The sequence below is a fragment of the Pseudomonas sp. McL0111 genome, assembly GCF_052567255.1.
Genome location: NZ_CP199585.1, coordinates 4,817,387 through 4,834,809 on the forward strand (window position 1 = coordinate 4,817,387; position 17,423 = coordinate 4,834,809).

The 17,423-nt window shown below is 59.7% G+C and carries 13 protein-coding genes; 4 read left to right on the forward strand and 9 right to left on the reverse strand.

The annotated features are described in order from the left end of the window. Positions 1 to 3 precede the first annotated feature (3 nt). From selB to fdnG, 6 genes are read right to left on the reverse strand one after another with little or no spacing between them, the layout of a single operon-like run. Positions 4 to 1,923 (reverse strand): selenocysteine-specific translation elongation factor, encoded by a 1,920-nt coding sequence (selB, locus tag ACTWLJ_RS21940; RefSeq protein WP_445181397.1) that lies wholly within the window; start codon positions 1,921 to 1,923, stop codon positions 4 to 6. Next, a complete protein-coding gene (gene selA, locus ACTWLJ_RS21945) occupies positions 1,920 to 3,326 on the reverse strand; it encodes an L-seryl-tRNA(Sec) selenium transferase (RefSeq protein WP_445178416.1) in 1,407 nt (468 codons plus the stop codon). The genes selB and selA overlap by 4 nt, the downstream gene beginning before the upstream one ends. Positions 3,327 to 3,377: 51 nt before the next feature. Then, entirely contained in the window at positions 3,378 to 4,304 is a 927-nt protein-coding gene (fdhE, locus tag ACTWLJ_RS21950) for a formate dehydrogenase accessory protein FdhE (RefSeq protein ID WP_445178417.1), read from the reverse strand. A gap of 3 nt (positions 4,305 to 4,307) precedes the next feature. Beyond that, positions 4,308 to 4,973: a formate dehydrogenase subunit gamma gene (locus ACTWLJ_RS21955; RefSeq protein WP_445178418.1), complete on the reverse strand. Its 666-nt coding sequence runs from the start codon at positions 4,971 to 4,973 to the stop codon at positions 4,308 to 4,310. Then, a complete protein-coding gene (fdxH, locus tag ACTWLJ_RS21960; RefSeq protein ID WP_401208401.1) occupies positions 4,970 to 5,905 on the reverse strand; it encodes a formate dehydrogenase subunit beta in 936 nt (311 codons plus the stop codon). Before fdxH ends, ACTWLJ_RS21955 begins: the two co-directional genes overlap by 4 nt. After that, positions 5,906 to 8,971, reverse strand: a complete 3,066-nt coding sequence (fdnG, locus tag ACTWLJ_RS21965; protein ID WP_445178419.1) for a formate dehydrogenase-N subunit alpha — start codon at positions 8,969 to 8,971, stop codon at positions 5,906 to 5,908. Between the two features lie 309 nt (positions 8,972 to 9,280). On the opposite strand from fdnG, the gene ACTWLJ_RS21970 reads away from it, so the two are divergent. Next, positions 9,281 to 10,435, forward strand: coding sequence for a MalY/PatB family protein (locus tag ACTWLJ_RS21970; protein WP_445178420.1), 1,155 nt, complete (start codon positions 9,281 to 9,283; stop codon positions 10,433 to 10,435). A gap of 207 nt (positions 10,436 to 10,642) precedes the next feature. Beyond that, positions 10,643 to 11,500, forward strand: a complete 858-nt coding sequence (locus ACTWLJ_RS21975; protein ID WP_445178421.1) for a glucose 1-dehydrogenase — start codon at positions 10,643 to 10,645, stop codon at positions 11,498 to 11,500. 34 nt (positions 11,501 to 11,534) lie between these two features. Here the strand turns inward: ACTWLJ_RS21975 and ACTWLJ_RS21980 are convergent, their stop codons facing one another. Next, the gene (locus tag ACTWLJ_RS21980) at positions 11,535 to 12,530 is read right to left on the reverse strand and encodes an IS110 family transposase (protein ID WP_445178422.1); all 996 of its coding nucleotides are present in this window, start codon (positions 12,528 to 12,530) and stop codon (positions 11,535 to 11,537) included. A 477-nt stretch (positions 12,531 to 13,007) separates the two neighbouring features. Here ACTWLJ_RS21980 and ACTWLJ_RS21985 point away from each other — a divergent pair, with 477 nt between their 5' ends. Both ACTWLJ_RS21985 and ACTWLJ_RS21990 read left to right on the forward strand, forming a co-directional pair. Next, positions 13,008 to 14,351, forward strand: a complete 1,344-nt coding sequence (locus ACTWLJ_RS21985) for a cation:proton antiporter (protein WP_445178423.1) — start codon at positions 13,008 to 13,010, stop codon at positions 14,349 to 14,351. A gap of 185 nt (positions 14,352 to 14,536) precedes the next feature. Continuing rightward, positions 14,537 to 14,833 (forward strand): hypothetical protein, encoded by a 297-nt coding sequence (locus ACTWLJ_RS21990; protein WP_445178424.1) that lies wholly within the window; start codon positions 14,537 to 14,539, stop codon positions 14,831 to 14,833. Between the two features lie 52 nt (positions 14,834 to 14,885). On the opposite strand, the gene ACTWLJ_RS21995 is transcribed toward ACTWLJ_RS21990, so the two are convergent. Together ACTWLJ_RS21995 and ACTWLJ_RS22000 are read right to left on the reverse strand one after the other, a co-directional pair. Further along, positions 14,886 to 15,422, reverse strand: a complete 537-nt coding sequence (locus ACTWLJ_RS21995) for a hypothetical protein (protein ID WP_401208417.1) — start codon at positions 15,420 to 15,422, stop codon at positions 14,886 to 14,888. A gap of 76 nt (positions 15,423 to 15,498) precedes the next feature. Beyond that, positions 15,499 to 17,418, reverse strand: a complete 1,920-nt coding sequence (locus ACTWLJ_RS22000; RefSeq protein WP_445178425.1) for a PAS domain S-box protein — start codon at positions 17,416 to 17,418, stop codon at positions 15,499 to 15,501. Positions 17,419 to 17,423: the final 5 nt, after the last annotated feature.

A 17,423-nucleotide genomic window follows, 5' to 3' on the forward strand; every position in this document is an offset into this window, starting at 1 on the left:
AAATCAGTTTGCGCCGCTGCTTGCCAGCGCATTGTCATGGCGGATCAGCCGGGACTCGCCCATGCGCCGGGTCAGGCCGATGCGGTCGAAGTATTCGAGAAACTGAATACAGCGTTTGCGTCCCAAGCCTAGCGCATCACGGAAGCTTGTCACCTGGATCTGCGGATTTTCCTCTGCCAGATGCAGCAGCACCGTCGCCATCCGCCGCAGTTGCGTGTCGCTGATAAAAAGATCGCGCACCACCTGATGCATCAAGCCGAGTCGCGCCAGTTTGCGCAGCAACAGACGCACGACGGCATCCTCCTGGCCCAAAACTTTCGCAACGTCGCGCACCCACGGCGGATCAAAACCGGCCAGTTCAAACAGCGGTTGCAGTTGCAACCAGAGTATTTCGTCTTCGGCATTCAAGCGTACCTGATGATCCGGCAGATGCAGCCACGGCCCGCTGGCGTCGATTGAACCGGCAGCGCGTAACTCATCCAGCAGACTGGCGAACGTCGAACGCTCCAGCGGCAACGCACTGAAACGCCGCAGACGATCACGGTCCGGACCCATTTGATCGGGCTCAAGCTCATGAAAGCGTGCAAGTTGCTCAAGCAGGGTGAATTTCAACCGAGCCCAACGCTGAGCGTTGAACAGCACCGGGCCTTGTCGCGTGTCGATCATGCGTACGTTTTGCGGTAATGACCAATCTGCGCGAGGGCGATTGAACTGGCGTTCCAGTCGTTGCGGATCAAGCCCGGCGACGCTGTGATTGAGCAATACCGGCAGGGTTTGTTCCAGGTTGTGGCTCTCGGCCAGGGCCTTCAATTGTGCCAACCGTTCGGGACTGCGCCGTTGTCGCGCCGGGGCAAACGGGTCCAGCACTCGCCCGCCGCCAAGCGTCCGTTGCGCACTCTGGTCGCGAATGATCAAGCGATCACCTTTCACCGCATGCACCGGCGCATTGGTCAGCAATTGCGCGAACATCCGCCCGCCCGGTTTCAGGCTGGCCCCTTCAAGCAACGCAACCCGGGCGATCACATCCTGCGTACCAAGATGCACATGCACCGGTTGAAAGTGTTCGAAGGTACGAGGCTCGTCAGCCAACAACTGCAACTCGATATCCAGCCGTTGCGTCGGCGCAAACAGCCATTCGGCCAGCAACCATTGGCCGCGATGAATCTGAGCGAGTTCCAGCCTCTCGCCGCTGAGGTTCAACGCTACCCGTTGTCCGGCGAAGGCCTGCTCGGAGGGCTGATTCTGCGCATGCAACCCGCGCACACGAACAGTCTTGCCGGATGGCCCGAGGATCAATTTGTCACCGACCGCCACCGAACCCGACAGCGCCGTCCCCGTCACCACAATCCCTGCCCCCGCCACACTGAACGCCCGATCAATCGCCAGACGAAAGCCGCCGATAACCCCGCGATCCTCGACATCGGCCTGCGCTCGTATCAGCGCATCACGCAAAGCCTCGACGCCGTCACCGGTCACGCTCGAAACGTCCAGCAGCGGCGCGTCGGCAAACGGCCCGGGCGCGAGTAAATCGCCAACCTGCCGCCGAACCTCCACCACCCTGCCCGCCTCGACCCGATCACACTTGGTGATCACCACCAACGCCCGGGGGATGCCCAGTAGTTCAACAATCGCCAGATGCTCGCGGGTCTGCGGCATCACGCCGTCATCCGCCGCGACCACCAGCAACACCAGATCAATGCCCTGCGCCCCGGCGAGCATGTTGTGAGTGAATTTCTCGTGCCCCGGCACGTCGATAAACCCGGTCAGCCCGGCACCGGGCGCCAGTTCGGCGTAGAGATAACCGAGGTCGATGGTCATGCCTCGCTCGCGCTCCTGCGGCCGGCGGTCACCGCTTTGCCCCGTCAACACTTGCAGCAGCGAAGTCTTGCCGTGGTCGATGTGCCCTGCGGTGCCGACGATCACGTTTTGAGCCGCCCGAGCTGCGCCAGCCACGCCGGCTCATCGTCGAGTTGCCGCAGATCCAGCCACAGCGCATCGTCGTCAATCCGCCCGAGTACCGGAATCGGCAGCGCCCGCAGTGCCGCTTCGAGATTGAGCAGACAACGCCCGCGCAAACGTTTCGACACTTGCGGACGCATGCACAACGCCGCACTCGGCAGACGCGCCACCGGTTGGCTGCCACTGCCGATCATGCCCAACGCCTGCACCGCGCTGACACTCCAGGTTTCGCCAAGCACCTCAGCCAGCAACGGTTGCAAGCGCAAGGCTTGAGCGAAAATCTCGGTTTGCGGGCGGGTCAGCAGACGCAGACTCGGCAAGCGCTCGGCCAGACGATCCGGATCGCGATACAGACCAAGCACCGCCTCCAGCGCGGCCAAGGTCAGCTTGTCCACGCGTAACGCACGCTTCAGCGGGTTCTTCTTGATCTTCGCGATCAGCTCTTTGCGCCCGACAATCAACCCCGCCTGCGGCCCGCCGAGCAATTTGTCACCGCTGAAAGTCACGATGTCAGCACCATCCAGCAGTGCCTGACGCACCGTCGGTTCCGCCGGCAAGCCCCAACGGGTCAAATCCAGCAGGCTCCCGCTGCCCAGATCCTCCAGCAATGGCAGGCCGTTGCGGTGCGCCAGTTCCGCCAATTCATCGGTAGGCACCCGCGCGGTAAAACCTTCGATGCTGTAGTTGCTCGCATGCACACGCATGATCAAACCGCTGCGTGGGCTGATCGCTGCCTCGTAATCCTTGGCGTGGGTGCGATTAGTGGTGCCGACCTCATGCAGCCGCACACCGGCGCGGGCCATGATGTCGGGAATGCGAAAGGCGCCGCCGATTTCGATCAGCTCGCCGCGAGAAATGATGCCTTCCTTGCGGGCGCCAAGGCTGTTGAGGGTCAGCAGCACGGCGGCGGCATTGTTGTTGACCACGGTGACGGCTTCGGCGCCGGTCAGTTCGCGGATCAAGCCTTCGATCAGATCATCGCGGTCACCACGCTTGCCGCTGGCCAGATCAAATTCGAGATTCAGCGGATAACGCGCTGCCATCTGCACCGCTTCGATGGCTTCATCGGGCAGCAAGGCGCGACCGAGATTGGTGTGCAGCACGGTGCCAGTGAGGTTGAACACGCGACGCACGTTGCTGCGTGCCTGCATCGACAGACGTTCGCCAACGCGACCGGCAAGCACTTCGGGGCTGATTTCGATGGCCGCCAATTGCCCGTTCAACACATCGGTGCGCAACTCATCGAGCAACTGCCGCAAGCATGTCAGCAAAGACTCGCGACCATAACGCTCGGCCAGCGGCAGGCAGGCCGGGTGACGCAACAACCCATCAATGGAAGGTAAACGCAGGGCAACACTCGACGACATCAGCCACTCCCCCGAAAACAAAAGACTGTTCGGCGAGTGTAGACGCTGTGGTCATTCGTCTCCCGGAGCCAGCAACAGATTCGGTGCCAGACGCTGATAACCGTCCTGCGCCAGACGCATATCCAGCAGCAAACTGGCGAGATCCCCCGACAACGCCTCGCCTTCAGCGTCGTTCTCCAGATACAGCAATTTCAGGTAACTGTTACAACTCGGGCAAATCTCGGCGCGCAGCGGAGCCTGATTCGCGGCATGCCGATCATCTTCAAGGCTCAGGTAATCAAGGCCTTTGCTCTGCTCGCAATACACGCATTTGACCCGCACCACATGCCATTCGCAGGCACACAGCGAACACACCAGGTAGCGCAAACCATTGTGCTTGGCGCGATGCCGAATGACCCCGGCCATGGCCGGCGATCCGCAGGCCGGGCATTGGCTGAGGCTGTCACCGGGTTTGAGTTGCAGGTTCGGTGTGCTCAGCAGCCAATGACTCCATGCCACTTGCAGCGCAGCACCAAGAAACGGCACCAACTGCGCCGGCACCATCGAATATTGACCGCTGACCAGCGCCACGCCCCAACTGCGTAACTGGCCGGAATCAGCGCCCCGCAATGTCGCCAAGGCGTCGATCACTGCTGGTTGTTCCGCAGGCACATAGCGTTGCAGCAAGGCGTCCAGATAAGCCTGCCATGCATCCTCACGGATCAACGTGTCAGCAGCGAACGGCGGCAAACCGTGCTGCTGACACGCTTCGATGCGCTGTGTATCGAATGGCGCGGGCAACGGCGGATCATCGAAAACCTGCTGTTGAGCCCGACACAGCCCGGCGATCAGCCGCAGGTATTCAGCCAGCGGATGCCCTTCGGCCAGGCGTTCGAGGCGTTGCGCGCGCAGCGTGAAAAGAGTCTGCGGTGGCAGGTGCAGAAACGGCGGCGAACTGGCCGCCGCTTCGATTTCCCCAGGTTCAAGAATGGTCGCCAAGTGTCAGCCCTTTTTGGTGATCGGTCGTTCCGGCAGCTCGTCCCGCGTTGCGTCGCCAGTGACGTCGCGATACCAGAGTTCGTGGTGTTTTTTCGCCCAGGCGCGGCTGACCCAACCATGCATCATTGCGCTGACAGAACCCTTGATCCAGATCCCGGCGTAGATGTGAATGATGATGCTCAGCACCAGCACAAACCCGGCCAGTGCGTGCAGCAACATCGCCCAGCGGATCAGCGTGATGCCGAAGTAGGCGCTGAAATACGCACGCCAGATCACCAGTCCGGTGAACAACAACCCGAGCATGCACAGCAGTAAAGTCCAGAACAGCATCTTCTGCCCGGCGTTGTACTTGCCAACGGCCGGCACACTTTCCTCATCGTTGACCAGCACCCGGTCGATGTGTCGCAGCCACTTCCAGTCGTTGCCGATGAAGAAGTTCGAGCGCCAGAAGCGCAACACCAGGCCCATAAACAACACGAACATCAGCACACCCATGAACGGATGCAGAATCCGCGTCCACGGCCCGCCGCCGAACAGATTGCTCAGCCAGAACAGCGCCGGGTGAAACAGCGCCAGCCCGGACAGCCCGGCCATGAAGAACAGAATCGCCACCAGCCAGTGATTGGTGCGCTGGTTGGCGGTGTAGCGCAGGATTGGTTTGTTGCTCATGGCCTGCCCTCCCCGCGAGGATCGAAGGTATGCACCGCTGGGTCGACTTGATGCACCGAAGTGTCTGGCGGACTCGGCTGATCATCTTCCTCGGTACGGTTCGGCCCGATCCGCACATAGTGGAAAAACCCGGCCAGCACTGCCGCACCCATGGCCAGCAGCGCCAAAGGTTTGCTCACGCCTTTCCACAGCCCGACCAAGGGGCTGATCGCCGGATCTTGCGGCAGGTTGGCGTAGATTGTCGGCGTGTCGGCGTGGTGCAGCACGTACATCACGTGAGTGCCGCCGACACCCGCCGGGTCATACAGACCGGCGTTCTCGAAACCACGGCTCTTGAGATCAACGATGCGTTCGGCGGCGTGTTCCTTCATGTCCTCTTTGGTGCCGAAAACGATGGCGCCGGTCGGACAGGTTTTCACGCACGCCGGTTCCAGTCCCACCGCGACCCGATCCGAACACAAGGTGCACTTGTAGGCCTTGTGATCCTTCTGCGAAATACGCGGAATGTTGAACGGGCAACCGGTGATGCAATAACCGCAGCCGATGCAGTGATCCTGATCGAAATCGACGATGCCGTTGGCGTGTTTGATGATCGCGCCGGGGCTCGGGCATGCCGCGAGGCAACCGGGCTCGGCGCAATGCATGCAGCCGTCCTTGCGGATCAGCCATTCGAGATTGCCGGCATCGGTTTCGTGCTCGGTAAAGCGCATCAACGTCCAGGTTTCTGCGCTCAAGTCCTGCGGATTGTCGTAGGTGCCGTGGTTGTGGCCGATGTCGTCGCGCAACTCGTTCCATTCCGAGCACGCGACCTGGCAGGCCTTGCAGCCGATGCATTTGGTGGTGTCGATCAGCTTGGCCACTTCTTCCTGATTGCGCACCGACGGTGGCACAGTCGTGGTGGCCGAGCGGGCAATGATGTCTTGGCTGGCCATCTATATTTTCTCCACGTTAACCAGGAATGACTTGGATTCCGGGGTCTGTGTATTGCCATCGCCGAGGAACGGCACCAGGGTGTTGGTCAGGTAACCGTGACGCGTCAGGCCGGTGAAACCCCAGTGCAGCGGGATGCCGACTTGATGCACGATCTGGCCGTTGACCTGCAGTGGCCGAATCCTTTTCGTCACCACGGCGACTGCCTCGATGAAGCCGCGTTTACAACTGACGCGCACCCGATCTCCGGCCGCAATGCCCTTCTCCTTCGCCAGCACTTCGCCGATCTCGACGAATTGCTCCGGTTGAGCAATCGCGTTCAACTTGCAATGCTTGCTCCAGAAGTGGAAATGCTCGGTCAATCGATAACTGGTGCCGGCGTACGGGAAGTCCTTGGCCTCGCCGAGGGATTCCCACACCGAATCGAAGATCCGCGCTGCCGGGTTGCTGGTGGCTTTCTTGTTTTGCGGATGCAACGGGTTGATGCCGATCGGCGTTTCGAACGGCTCGTAGTGCTCGGGGAATGGCCCTTCGTTCATCTTGTCGACGGCGAAGAACCGCGCCACGCCTTCGGGGTTCATGATGAACGGATTCATCCCCGCTTCCGGCGGCACGTCGGCCTTGTAGTCCGGCACATCGGTGCCGCCCCAGGTTTTGCCGTTCCACCACACCAGACGCTTTTTCGGGTCCCACGGTTTGCCCGAGACATCGGCCGAGGCGCGGTTGTAGAGAATCCGCCGGTTGGCCGGCCACGCCCAGGCCCAGCCCAGATGTTGATGCATGTTGTACGGGTCTGCGTTATCACGCCGGGCCATCTGGTTGCCGGCCTCGGTCCAGCTGCCGGCGAAAATCCAGCAACCGGACGCAGTGCTGCCGTCGTCCTTGAGCAGACCGAACCCCGCCAGTTGCGTCCCGCCCTTGACCGCTACGCCGGTGGCGTCGGTGAAATCGGTGATGGCGCAGCCGTTGATCTCTTTGGCGATTTCTTCCGGCGACGGCTCATCGGTGACTTTGTAGGGCCACGACAGTTTCAGCAGCGGATCAGGGAATTTGCCGCCCTCGGCCTGATAGCGCTTGCGCAGGCGCAGGAACAATTCGCTCATGATGCGGATGTCGGTCTGCGCTTCGCCCGGGCCATCCGCGCCTTTCCAGTGCCATTGCAGCCAGCGACTGCTATTGACCAGCGAGCCGTCCTCCTCGGCAAAACAGGTGGTTGGCAGGCGAATGACTTCGGTCTGAATCTCGGCGCTGTTCACATCGTTATACGGGCCGACGTTGTGCCAGAACTCCGAGGTTTCGGTGGCCAACGGGTCCATCACCACCAGCCATTTCAACTTGGCCAGTGCCGCCATCACCCGGTTTTTGTCGGGCAACGCGGCAATCGGATTAAACCCTTGGCAGATGTAGCCGTTGACCTTGCCCTGGCTCATCAGGTCGAACATCTTCAGGACGTCGTAGTTGGGGATGTCGAGTTTTGGCAGGTAGTCATAGACCCAGTTGTTCTCGGCCGTGGCGTTGGCGCCGTACCAGGATTTCATCAGGCTGACGTGGAACTTGCTGTAGTTCTGCCAGTAGGAAAGCTGTCCGGGGCGTAACGGTTTCTGCGTGCGTTTGTTGATGTAAGTGTTGTAGTCCTGCTCACCGTCGCTGCCCAGTGTCAGGTAACCCGGCAGCGAGTTGGATAGCAGGCCGAGGTCGGTCAACCCTTGAATGTTGGAGTGCCCGCGCAAGGCGTTGACGCCCCCGCCCGGCATGCCGACATTACCCAGCAGCAGTTGCACCATCGCCGCGCTGCGGATGATCTGCGCGCCAATCGAGTGCTGCGTCCAGCCCAGTGCGTAGAGAATCGTCATGGTCTTGCCCGGTACCGAGCAAGTGGCGATTTCGTCCCAGATTTTCTGCATGGCATCGACCGGCATGCCGCAGATCTGGCTCGCCAGATCGATGTTGTAGCGGCTGTAATGCTGCTTCATCAATTGATAGACGCAGCGCGGGTCTTGCAGGGTCGGGTCGACTTTGGCGAAGCCGTCGTCGCCTAGTTCGTAGCCCCAGCCGGACTTGTCGCTATAGGTGCGCTTGGCCGCGTCGTAGCCGCTGAAAATCCCGTCTTCGAAGCCATAACCGGCTTTGACGATGAACGACACGTCGGTGTAATTGCGCACGTATTCGTGCTGGATCTTGTCCTCGGTCAGCAGGTAATTGATCAACCCGCCCATGAAGGCGATGTCGGTGCCGGTACGGATCGGGGCGTAGTAATCGGCCACCGAAGCGGTACGGGTAAACCGTGGATCGACCACTATCAGCCGCGCCTTGTTGTGCGCCTTGGCCTCGGTCACCCACTTGAAGCCGCACGGATGCGCTTCTGCTGCGTTGCCACCCATTACCAGAACCAGATTCGCGTTGGCGATGTCGGTCCAGGTGTTGGTCATGGCTCCACGGCCGTACGTCGGGGCAAGACTTGCCACCGTCGGGCCGTGTCAGACACGCGCCTGGTTATCGAACCCCAGCATGCCGAGACTGCGAATCACCTTCTGAGTGATGTAACCGGCTTCGTTGGACGCCGCTGATGCCGCAAGAAACCCGGTAGTCAGCCAGCGGTTCACCGTCTGGCCTTTCTCGTTTTTCTCGATGAAGTTGGCATCGCGGTCGGCCTTCATCAGGTCGGCGACGCGGTCGAGCGCTTCCTCCCAACCGATGCGCGTCCATTCAGTGCTGCCGGGTTTGCGCACTTGCGGATACAGTAAGCGGCCCGGGCTGTGAATGAAGTCGAGCAGGCCGGCGCCTTTCGGGCACAGGGTGCCGCGATTGACCGGGTGGTCGGCGTCGCCTTCGATGTGGATGATACTTTGCGCGACATTCTTCGCGGCATCGCCCTGGCTGTACATGATCAGACCGCAACCGACCGAGCAATACGGGCAGGTGTTGCGGGTTTCATGGGTGTGGGTGAGCTTGAAGTGACGCACCTGCTCGGCGAAGGCCGGCGTCGGGGCCATGCCCAACGCGCCCAGGCTAGAGCCTGCAAGGCCGATACCGGCGACCTTGAAGAACTGACGACGGCTGAGATCCATCGTGCACTCCTGATCAGGTGGAACCCGGTACTGGTGCCGGGTTTGTTCTGGACAATCACGGTTGCGGCAGAGTCTGCCGACCCTTTGACTGTAGACAATGCCCACACGGTTTGTGTGAAAACCGACCGTCGGCCGTTTGTCGGAACTGATTCCACACCATTCCCAGTGGGAGCGAGCTTGCTCGCGAAAGCGGTGTGTCATTCAACGTATAGGCTATCTGACTGGATGCTTTCGCGAGCAAGCTCGCTCCCACAGGGGTTGGGGCTTATCATGTCGCCCACGTTCAACCCCGCCTTCACGAGACCGCGCATGACTTTCGATTTTGATCAGGTATTCGACCGCCACAATACCGGCAGCACCAAGTGGAGCCGTTACCCGGCTGACGTGTTGCCGATGTGGGTCGCTGATATGGACTTCGCCGCGCCGCCAGTAATCATCGAAGCACTCCAGCAGCGTCTGCTGCACCCGCTGGTGGGTTACAGCGTGGCTCAGGACAACCTGCGCGAAGCCATCGTCGCTGATCTGTGGGCCAAGTTCGCCTGGCGGGTCAAACCGCAAGAGCTGATCTTCCTGCCGGGCGTCGAGTCGGGTTTCAACATGGCGCTAAAGGCGCTGGTGCAACCCCAGCAGAACGTCGTGGTGCAAACCCCGAACTACCCGCCGCTGCGCCATGCGCCGGGGCATTGGGGTCTGAACAAGGTCGAGCTGGAATTCGTCGCGCAGGCCGATGGCACCTACGCCTCTCCGCTGGACAGCCTGCGTGAATCCCTGACCGGTGGCGGCGCACTGCTGCTGAGCAACCCGCACAACCCGATCGGCAAGGTGTTCGGCCGCGAAGAGCTGCAAGCCGTGGCCGATATCTGCGTGGCACAGGACGCGTGGATCATCTCCGACGAAATCCATGCCGAGCTGTGCTTCGACGGTCGCGTACACATTCCGACTGCATCCCTGAGCCCGGAAATCGCTCAGCGCACCATCACCCTGATGTCGGCGAGCAAGGCTTACAACATCGCAGGCCTGAAAACCTCGTTCATGATCATTCAGGATGCGGCGCTGCGTGAGCGGGTCAACCATGCGCGTTGCGGGATGGTCGACAGCGTCAATCCGCTGGGCATGGAGGCCACCCGCGTGGCTTACAGCGAAGGCGCGCCGTGGCTGAAGGAATTGAAAGAGTATCTGCAAGCCAACCGCGATTGGCTGGTCGATGCCGTTCGCACTCGCCTGCCGGACGTAAGCATCAACGTGCCGCAAGGCACGTACCTGGCGTGGCTCGATTGCTCGGCGCTGCAACTGGATAACCCGCAGCAGTTCTTCCTCGAACAGGCGAAAGTTGGCCTCAGCGCCGGCCTCGACTTCGGCGATCACAGTCAGCAATTCGTACGCCTGAACTTCGGCTGCCCGCGCTCGCTGCTCGAAGAAGGCATCGCCCGCGTGGAACGCGCCCTGAACACCCGCCCCCTCTGACCCACCACTGAAACTTGTGGGAGCTGGCTTGCCAGCGATATCGGTGTGACATTCACCTTGATATCGACTGATAGATTGCAATCGCTGGCAAGCCAGCTCCCACAGGTTCTGTGTACCCTCTGAAACAGTCAGGGTAAATCCGATCGAACTCAAGCCAGACGCTCCGGGTCAACCCGGAACACTTGTCTTGAAGCCAGGAGATCGGCGATGAATCACTATCCAAAACCACCCTTCCCCAAACAGGCACAACCGGTTCCCGGTTCCCAGCGCAAGATGGAGCCGTATCCCGATTGCGGCGAGCAAAGCTACGTCGGTTCTGGACGGCTGGCCGGCAAGATCGCGCTGATTACCGGCGCTGACAGCGGTATCGGTCGCGCGGTGGCCATCGCGTTCGCTCGTGAAGGCGCTGATGTGGCTGTGGCCTATTTGAATGAACACGAGGATGCCAAGGAGACCGCTCGCTGGGTCGAACAGGCCGGTCGTCAGTGTCTTTTACTGCCCGGCGATATCGCGCAAAAAGCCCACTGCCAGTCGCTGGTCGATCAAACCGTGGAGCGCTTCGGCCGCATCGATGTGCTGGTCAACAACGCCGCGTTCCAGATGACCCACAAAACCTTTGAAGAAATTCCCGATGACGAATGGCAGATGACCTTCGACGTCAACATCACTGCGATCTTCCGGCTCTGCCAGGCAGCGATCAAACACATGAATCGCGGCGCATCGATCATCAACACCAGTTCGATCAACTCGGACATGCCCAAGGCCACCCTGCTCGCCTACGCCACCACCAAAGGTGCCATCGCCAACTTTACCGGTGGTCTCGCGCAGATGCTTGGGCCCAAGGATATCCGGGTGAACTGCGTGGCGCCGGGGCCGATCTGGACACCGCTGATCGTCTCGACCATGCCCGACGACGAAGTGCAGAACTTCGGCGCGCAAACCCCGCTCGGTCGCCCCGGCCAACCGGTGGAAGTTGCACCCATCTACGTGCTGCTGGCCTCGGACGAAGCCAGCTACATCACCGGCCAGCGCTACGGCGTCACCGGCGGCAAACCCATCCTCTGACCCACCACACCCCCTGTAGATACTCTGTTCACGGTCAAGCTTTTGCGAGGTGTTTGTCGCTAAAAAGCTTGGCCGTATCAAAATCTTCACCCGCTTGCATGCAGGCCCACAGTCCGGTCAGGTACTTGCGCATGACCGCGACGATGGCCTGCATCTTTCTTTTTCCTCGCCCGATCAGCGCCTCGTAAAACGCCTTCACGTTACTGTCGCAACGTATGGCGCTCAGTGCAGGCATGTACATCGCCGAGCGTAGGTAGGCGTTTCCTCCCTTACTTATCCGTCCAGGTTTATCGATGCTGGTACCTGATTGCGTCAGTCGAACATCGAGTCCCGCATGTCGGCTGACTTGTGCGGACTTAAGCGTCACAGGCAAGGTCGTCAATTCCGCCAGTGCCGAAAATACTGAAATTTCGCCCATGCCCGGCGCGGCGATCATGTGTCCGAACTGAGCGCTTAGTGTCGGGCAGTTGTCGATCAGCGCCCGACCTGCGAGCCTGAAACGCTCAATTCGTTTGTCAAACGCGGCGATCGCTTCTTCTTCGTCTTCAATCAACATTGTGAGCGTTGTTTGAGTAGCCTTCAGCGCATGCAACTCGTTCTTGGCGCGGGTGCGGTGACACGTCAAACGATTGATATGCCTTCCGATAGCCCGCAACTCCAACTGTATGGCAGTGGGTGGCGTCCACAATCTTGGGCTCATGCGTTCGCCGTATTCGGCCAGTAACTGGGCATCGATTGCATCGGTTTTACTGTTTTTAAGCATCAGTTTGGCAAAGTTATGAAAGCTCTTGGGGTTGATCACCGAAACGGGCAAACCCGCAGCAGCGAGCTCCATGGCCAAATCCAGGTAATAGATGCCGGTGGCTTCCATCACCACGGATAAAGGCTTGAGCTGGAGCAACTTGTTGACCGCTGCCTTGCGCCCGGCGGGCGTTTGGTCGATGTTGCATGCACCTGCAAAACGACCGTCGTTGCGCCAGCCCATGGCCGTTGTGCGAGATCCCACATCCAAACCGACATGCATGCTCATGCTTTCAACTCCGAGTGAACTGGGTTAAAAATGCTTCCTGGTTCCCCTGACCTCGAACTTCATGCCACTGCAACCTTGTAATGCGAAGTCCGACTTGTCGGCTTCTCGATACTCTTCGTGGTGGGCAATGAGGCGGGGGGACCTCTCTACAGACAAGGTCAGGAGCAAGTCCTGCCTTCAGGAGCGATCGGTCTCCCCCAGAAACACATCTTCGTATGTCCGCACCAGCGAGCTTAGACTCACTCGACTGGTGTGGGAGCAACATACAAGGAGCTGCGGCACGCTGCGATCTTTTGATCTTGGTTTTAAAAAGATCAAAAGATCGCAGCGTGCCGCAGCTCCCACAAGATCAAAAAAATTGAACGCAGCGACAGGACGTCTCTCAATACTTTTATATCCATTACGGCCATTCCCGATCAGGAGGTCGTCATGATCGAGATCCGCCACGAAGAAGTCGTTGCCCGGGGTTGTTGAACCATGAGTTTTATCGTCTGGGTCGCGGTGCTCGGCGGCGTGCTGCTTGCGCTTGCATTGACCTCCTCCTACTTGCGCTGGATGCCGGTGACGACCTCAGCGGTGTGTTTGTTGCTGGGGATCGGCATCGGGCCAAGCGGTTTCGGCTTGCTCAAGCTTTCACTGGAAGACGCCTCGCTGTGGATGGGCCATCTGACGGAAGTCGCGGTGCTGTTTTCGCTGTTCGTCTGTGGCCTGAAATTACGGTTGCCGTTGCGCGACAAGCGCTGGCGGATTGCCTTCGGGCTCGCCGGACCGGTGATGTTGCTGACCATAGCCGGAGTTTGCCTGTTGCTGCATTGGGGTCTGCAACTGCCGTGGGGGCCTTCGCTGTTGATCGGCGCAATTCTGGCACCCACCGACCCGGTGCTGGCGGCGCTGGTACAGGTCAATGATTCGCGAGATGTCGATAGCGTTCGCTTCGGGCTGTCCGGCGAAGCTGGTCTGAACGATGGGATTGCCTTTCCGTTTGTGCTGCTCGGTCTGTTGCTGCTGGGTGGCAGCGGCCATTCCGGCGAGTGGCCGGATTGGGTGCTGCGCAGTCTGTTGTGGGCGGTTCCCGCCGGATTGTTGAGTGGCTACTGGATGGGCCGCGGCATCGGTCGCGTGACGCTGTTGCTGCGTATTCATAACGACGACAGCACGCTCAGCCCCAACGATTATCTGGCATTGGCGTTGATTGCCCTGGCCTATGTGCTGGCCGAGGCTATTGGCGGATACGGGTTCCTGGCGGTATTCGCCGCAGGCCTCGGTTTGCGTCAGGAAGAAGTGAAATCCACCGGAATCAGTGAGCCGCCGGCCGAGCATCTGGTGCAGCCAGTGGTCGGTCACCTGAACATCGAACCTGAAAAAGCCGTGCATGGTGATACCGGACAGCTAGCGGAAAGCCAGGTCGCCGCCGGGATCATGATGGGCGACATGCTGTCCTTCGGCGGTCTGGTCGAACGGGCAATGGAAGTGTTTCTGGTGACGCTGCTCGGCATGGTGTTGATCGCGCATTGGGACTGGCGGGCGCTGTGGGTCGGCGGCGTGTTGTTCTGCGTAATCCGCCCGCTTTGCGTGGCGTTGATGCCATGGGGCTTGTTACTGGATCGCCGGCAGCGCTCGCTGATCGGCTGGTTCGGCATTCGCGGGATCGGCAGCCTGTTCTATCTGTTCTACGCCTTGAACCATGGGCTGAGTGATTCGCTCGCCGCGCTATGTACCAACCTGACGCTGTCAGTGGTGGCTCTGAGCATTCTGCTGCACGGCGTCAGCACGCAACCGATACTCGCCCGCTACGAACAGCATAAAAATCAAAAAAACTGATTTTTGTTTGCAGATTCAAGCTGCGAACCATCAAATTTTTTTCTAGAAAAAAATGGATACCGACGCAATTGCCGACAGTCACAAGCATAACCCCTCGCTGGATACGTTCAGCGGGGCCCGGCAGGTTCGGTTCCCCTGCGGCATTGCGCCTATGAAAAGGAATCTCGGAAAATAAGGTTACGGTCATGAAAGAATGCTCGACTCCCGCGCAAATCAAGGCTTGCAGGGCTATGGCTCTGGAGCGTAATCGTCAACTGTTCGAAGAAGCACAAGCGCTCAATCGAGCGGCGCATGAGTTGCTGGAAGGTCACGATCTGGATATCGAAGAGTTCGAACATTATCGGGCGATGCGTAAAAAAGCTGATTTGCTGTTTGCGCAGGCGATTGAGCATTTGTGCGTGCTAAATGAGGATTTCCCGCCGATCCCGATGTCTGCGCACAATTCGCAGGTGTTGCGCAGGCAGCTTGAAAGCAGTTCGTAATCGAGCAAAGTAAAGCCCGGCATTGTCAGCCGGGCTTTTCTTTGTCTGTCGATCAGGCTCCCGGATTGGTCACCTGGATGAACACGGCATAACTGCCCAACATGATCCAGAAAATCGCAAAAATCCACGGCGTGCGCACCGAGAACAGCAACGACTTGCGATATCCCTTGTGGCTCGATTCCATCTCGCTGAACAGCGGCGATTCGTCATACGCCAGTCCCATAAGCGGTTCGCTGAGCAGCAGATGACTTTGCTTAAAATGCCAGTGATCGATGATGTCATACGCCGCCCGGATTCCGGGCCAGGCGTTAAGCGAGCTGAGCAGTCCGAGTAACGCCAGAAATGGCGGCACCACCAAGGTGAACAACTTGCCCCATTCAGGATTGAGGTTGGCCATGCACGAGGCGAAGGCAATCACTAGAAACGATTGTGCCGCCAGGTAGGCATCGGTGCGGTTGGCCAGAATACTGGTTTCGTACTGGATTTCCCGACGGTAGAAATCGAGTCTTTCCTTGGGTGAACCGAACATCTTGGCGTCGTGTTCGGTCAGGGTTTCTTCGGCTGTGGGCTGAGTCAGTATGCGCGGCAACGTTGGCGCCCTCGGGTCTGGAAACCATTTTGAGGGCTTCCTCCGTGGACAAGTTCAGCCTGATTGCCGGCCAGGCTCACTTGATCGACAGCGCAATGATCTCCACCAGATTCAGTTGGGTAAACGGCTTGGCCAGCCTCGGCAGTTGCGCGGCAAACCCTTCCAGCCGCTCGGCGTAACCGGTTGCGAGAATGATCGGCAGATCTGGTTTGAGCACGCGGATGGCGTGCGCCAGTTCGGCGCCGCTCATGTGTGGCATGGCCATGTCGGTGATGATCAGGTCAACGACTTCACCCTGATCGATCAGTGCCAGCGCCTGCGCACCGGACGCTGCCGTGATGACCCGATGGCCCAAGTCTTCAAGTAGCAGGCTGGTACTGGTCAGCACCAGACTGTCGTCATCCACCACCAGCACACTGAGTCGCGGCACCCGCGAGGTTTCCGCAGGCTGCTCCAACGGCTCAATCCTGGCGTCGGCACTGGCGACCGGCAGCCAGAGATCGGCCCGGGTACCCTCGCCTTTTGTACTCTTGAGGATGAAGCGACCGCCCAACTGCTCGATGAATCCGTGAACCATCGACAGTCCCAGCCCGGTGCCCTTGCCGAGGCCTTTGGTGGTGAAAAACGGGTCCATCGCCGAGCTCAAGGTAGCCTCGTCCATGCCTTCCCCGGTGTCGCTGACACTCAGGCACACATAACGTCCAGGCTTGACCAATGAATGGTTCTGTTCAAGCACGATTTCCGGTTGCGCACTGAGAGTCACGCTGCCGCCTTCGGGCATGGCGTCACGGGCATTGGTCGCCAGATTGAGCACTGCCAGTTCCAGTTGGTTGGAATCGGCAAGCACCGCTTCGAGATCCGCGGGGAATCGAGTTTCGATGTTGACGGTCGGCCCAAGGGAGCTGCGCAGCAGCCCGGTGATGCCTTGCACCAGTTGCGGAATATCAACCGGTTCGGTCTTGAGTTCCTGACGTCGGGCGAATGCCAGCATGCGCTGGGTCAGGGACACACCGCGCAGCGCTCCTTGGGTGGCGTTTTCCAGCAGTCGGCTGATCTTCGGGTCTTCGCCGATGCGTTTGCGTACGATCTCCAGATTGCCGAGGATCACCGTCAGCAGATTATTGAAATCGTGGGCGATGCCGCCGCTCAGTTGCCCGATGGCCTGCATCTTTTGCGCCTGGAACAACGCTTCGCGAGTCGTTTCCAGTGCCTGTTGTGCTTCATGGGCTTCGGTCACGTCGCGGGTGATCTTGGCAAAACCGAGCAAAGTGCCGGTTTCGCCGCGAATCGCATCGACTACCACATGCGCCAGAAACCGCGTGCCGTCCTTGCGCATCCGCCAGCTCTCGTTTTCGAAGCGCCCCACGCGAGTGGCGATCTCCAGCGCCCGTTGTGGCTCGCCGAGTTCACGATCCTCCGGGGTATAGAAAATTGAAAAATGCTGACCGATGATTTCTTCCGGCCGGTAGCCCTTGATCCGCTGCGCGCCCTGGTTCCAGTTGCTGACGCGACCTTCGGGGCTGAGCATATAGATCGCGTAGTCGGTGACACCTTGTACCAGCAGGCGGAACTGCTGCTCGCTTTGCTTGAGGGTTTCCTCGGCCATCTTGCGATCAGTAAGGTCGCGAGTGATCTTGGCAAAACCGAGCAATTGCCCGGCGGGGCTGAACACAGGGTCGATTACCACATGGCACCAGAAATGCGTGCCGTCCTTGCGCACCCGCCAGCCCTCGCCTTCGAAACGGCCCTCGCCAATAGCGGTGTCGAGGGCACGTCGCGGCATGCCGGCCGCTCGGTCTTCGTCGGTGTAGAACCGCGAGAAGTGCTGACCGAGGATTTCTGCTTCCTCGTAACCCTTGAAGCGCCGGGCGCCTGAGTTCCAGCTGATGATCACGCCTTCAGGGTCGATCATGTAAATCGCGTAGTCGACCACTGCGTCGATCAACAGTCGGAAACGCATTTCCTCAATCGACGTGGTCTTGTTGTTTTCGCTCATCACAC

What these genes read in the sequence shown, in the direction of transcription:
- selA (WP_445178416.1), bottom strand. Translation starts at nt 3,326, where the DNA reads ATGTCGTCGAGTGTTGCCCTGCGTTTACCTTCCATTGATGGGTTGTTG.
- ACTWLJ_RS21955 (WP_445178418.1), bottom strand. Translation starts at nt 4,973, where the DNA reads ATGAGCAACAAACCAATCCTGCGCTACACCGCCAACCAGCGCACCAAT.
- fdxH (WP_401208401.1), bottom strand. Translation starts at nt 5,905, where the DNA reads ATGGCCAGCCAAGACATCATTGCCCGCTCGGCCACCACGACTGTGCCA.
- ACTWLJ_RS21970 (WP_445178420.1), top strand. Translation starts at nt 9,281, where the DNA reads ATGACTTTCGATTTTGATCAGGTATTCGACCGCCACAATACCGGCAGC.
- ACTWLJ_RS21975 (WP_445178421.1), top strand. Translation starts at nt 10,643, where the DNA reads ATGAATCACTATCCAAAACCACCCTTCCCCAAACAGGCACAACCGGTT.
- ACTWLJ_RS21980 (WP_445178422.1), bottom strand. Translation starts at nt 12,530, where the DNA reads ATGAGCATGCATGTCGGTTTGGATGTGGGATCTCGCACAACGGCCATG.
- ACTWLJ_RS21985 (WP_445178423.1), top strand. Translation starts at nt 13,008, where the DNA reads ATGAGTTTTATCGTCTGGGTCGCGGTGCTCGGCGGCGTGCTGCTTGCG.
- ACTWLJ_RS21990 (WP_445178424.1), top strand. Translation starts at nt 14,537, where the DNA reads ATGAAAGAATGCTCGACTCCCGCGCAAATCAAGGCTTGCAGGGCTATG.
- ACTWLJ_RS22000 (WP_445178425.1), bottom strand. Translation starts at nt 17,418, where the DNA reads ATGAGCGAAAACAACAAGACCACGTCGATTGAGGAAATGCGTTTCCGA.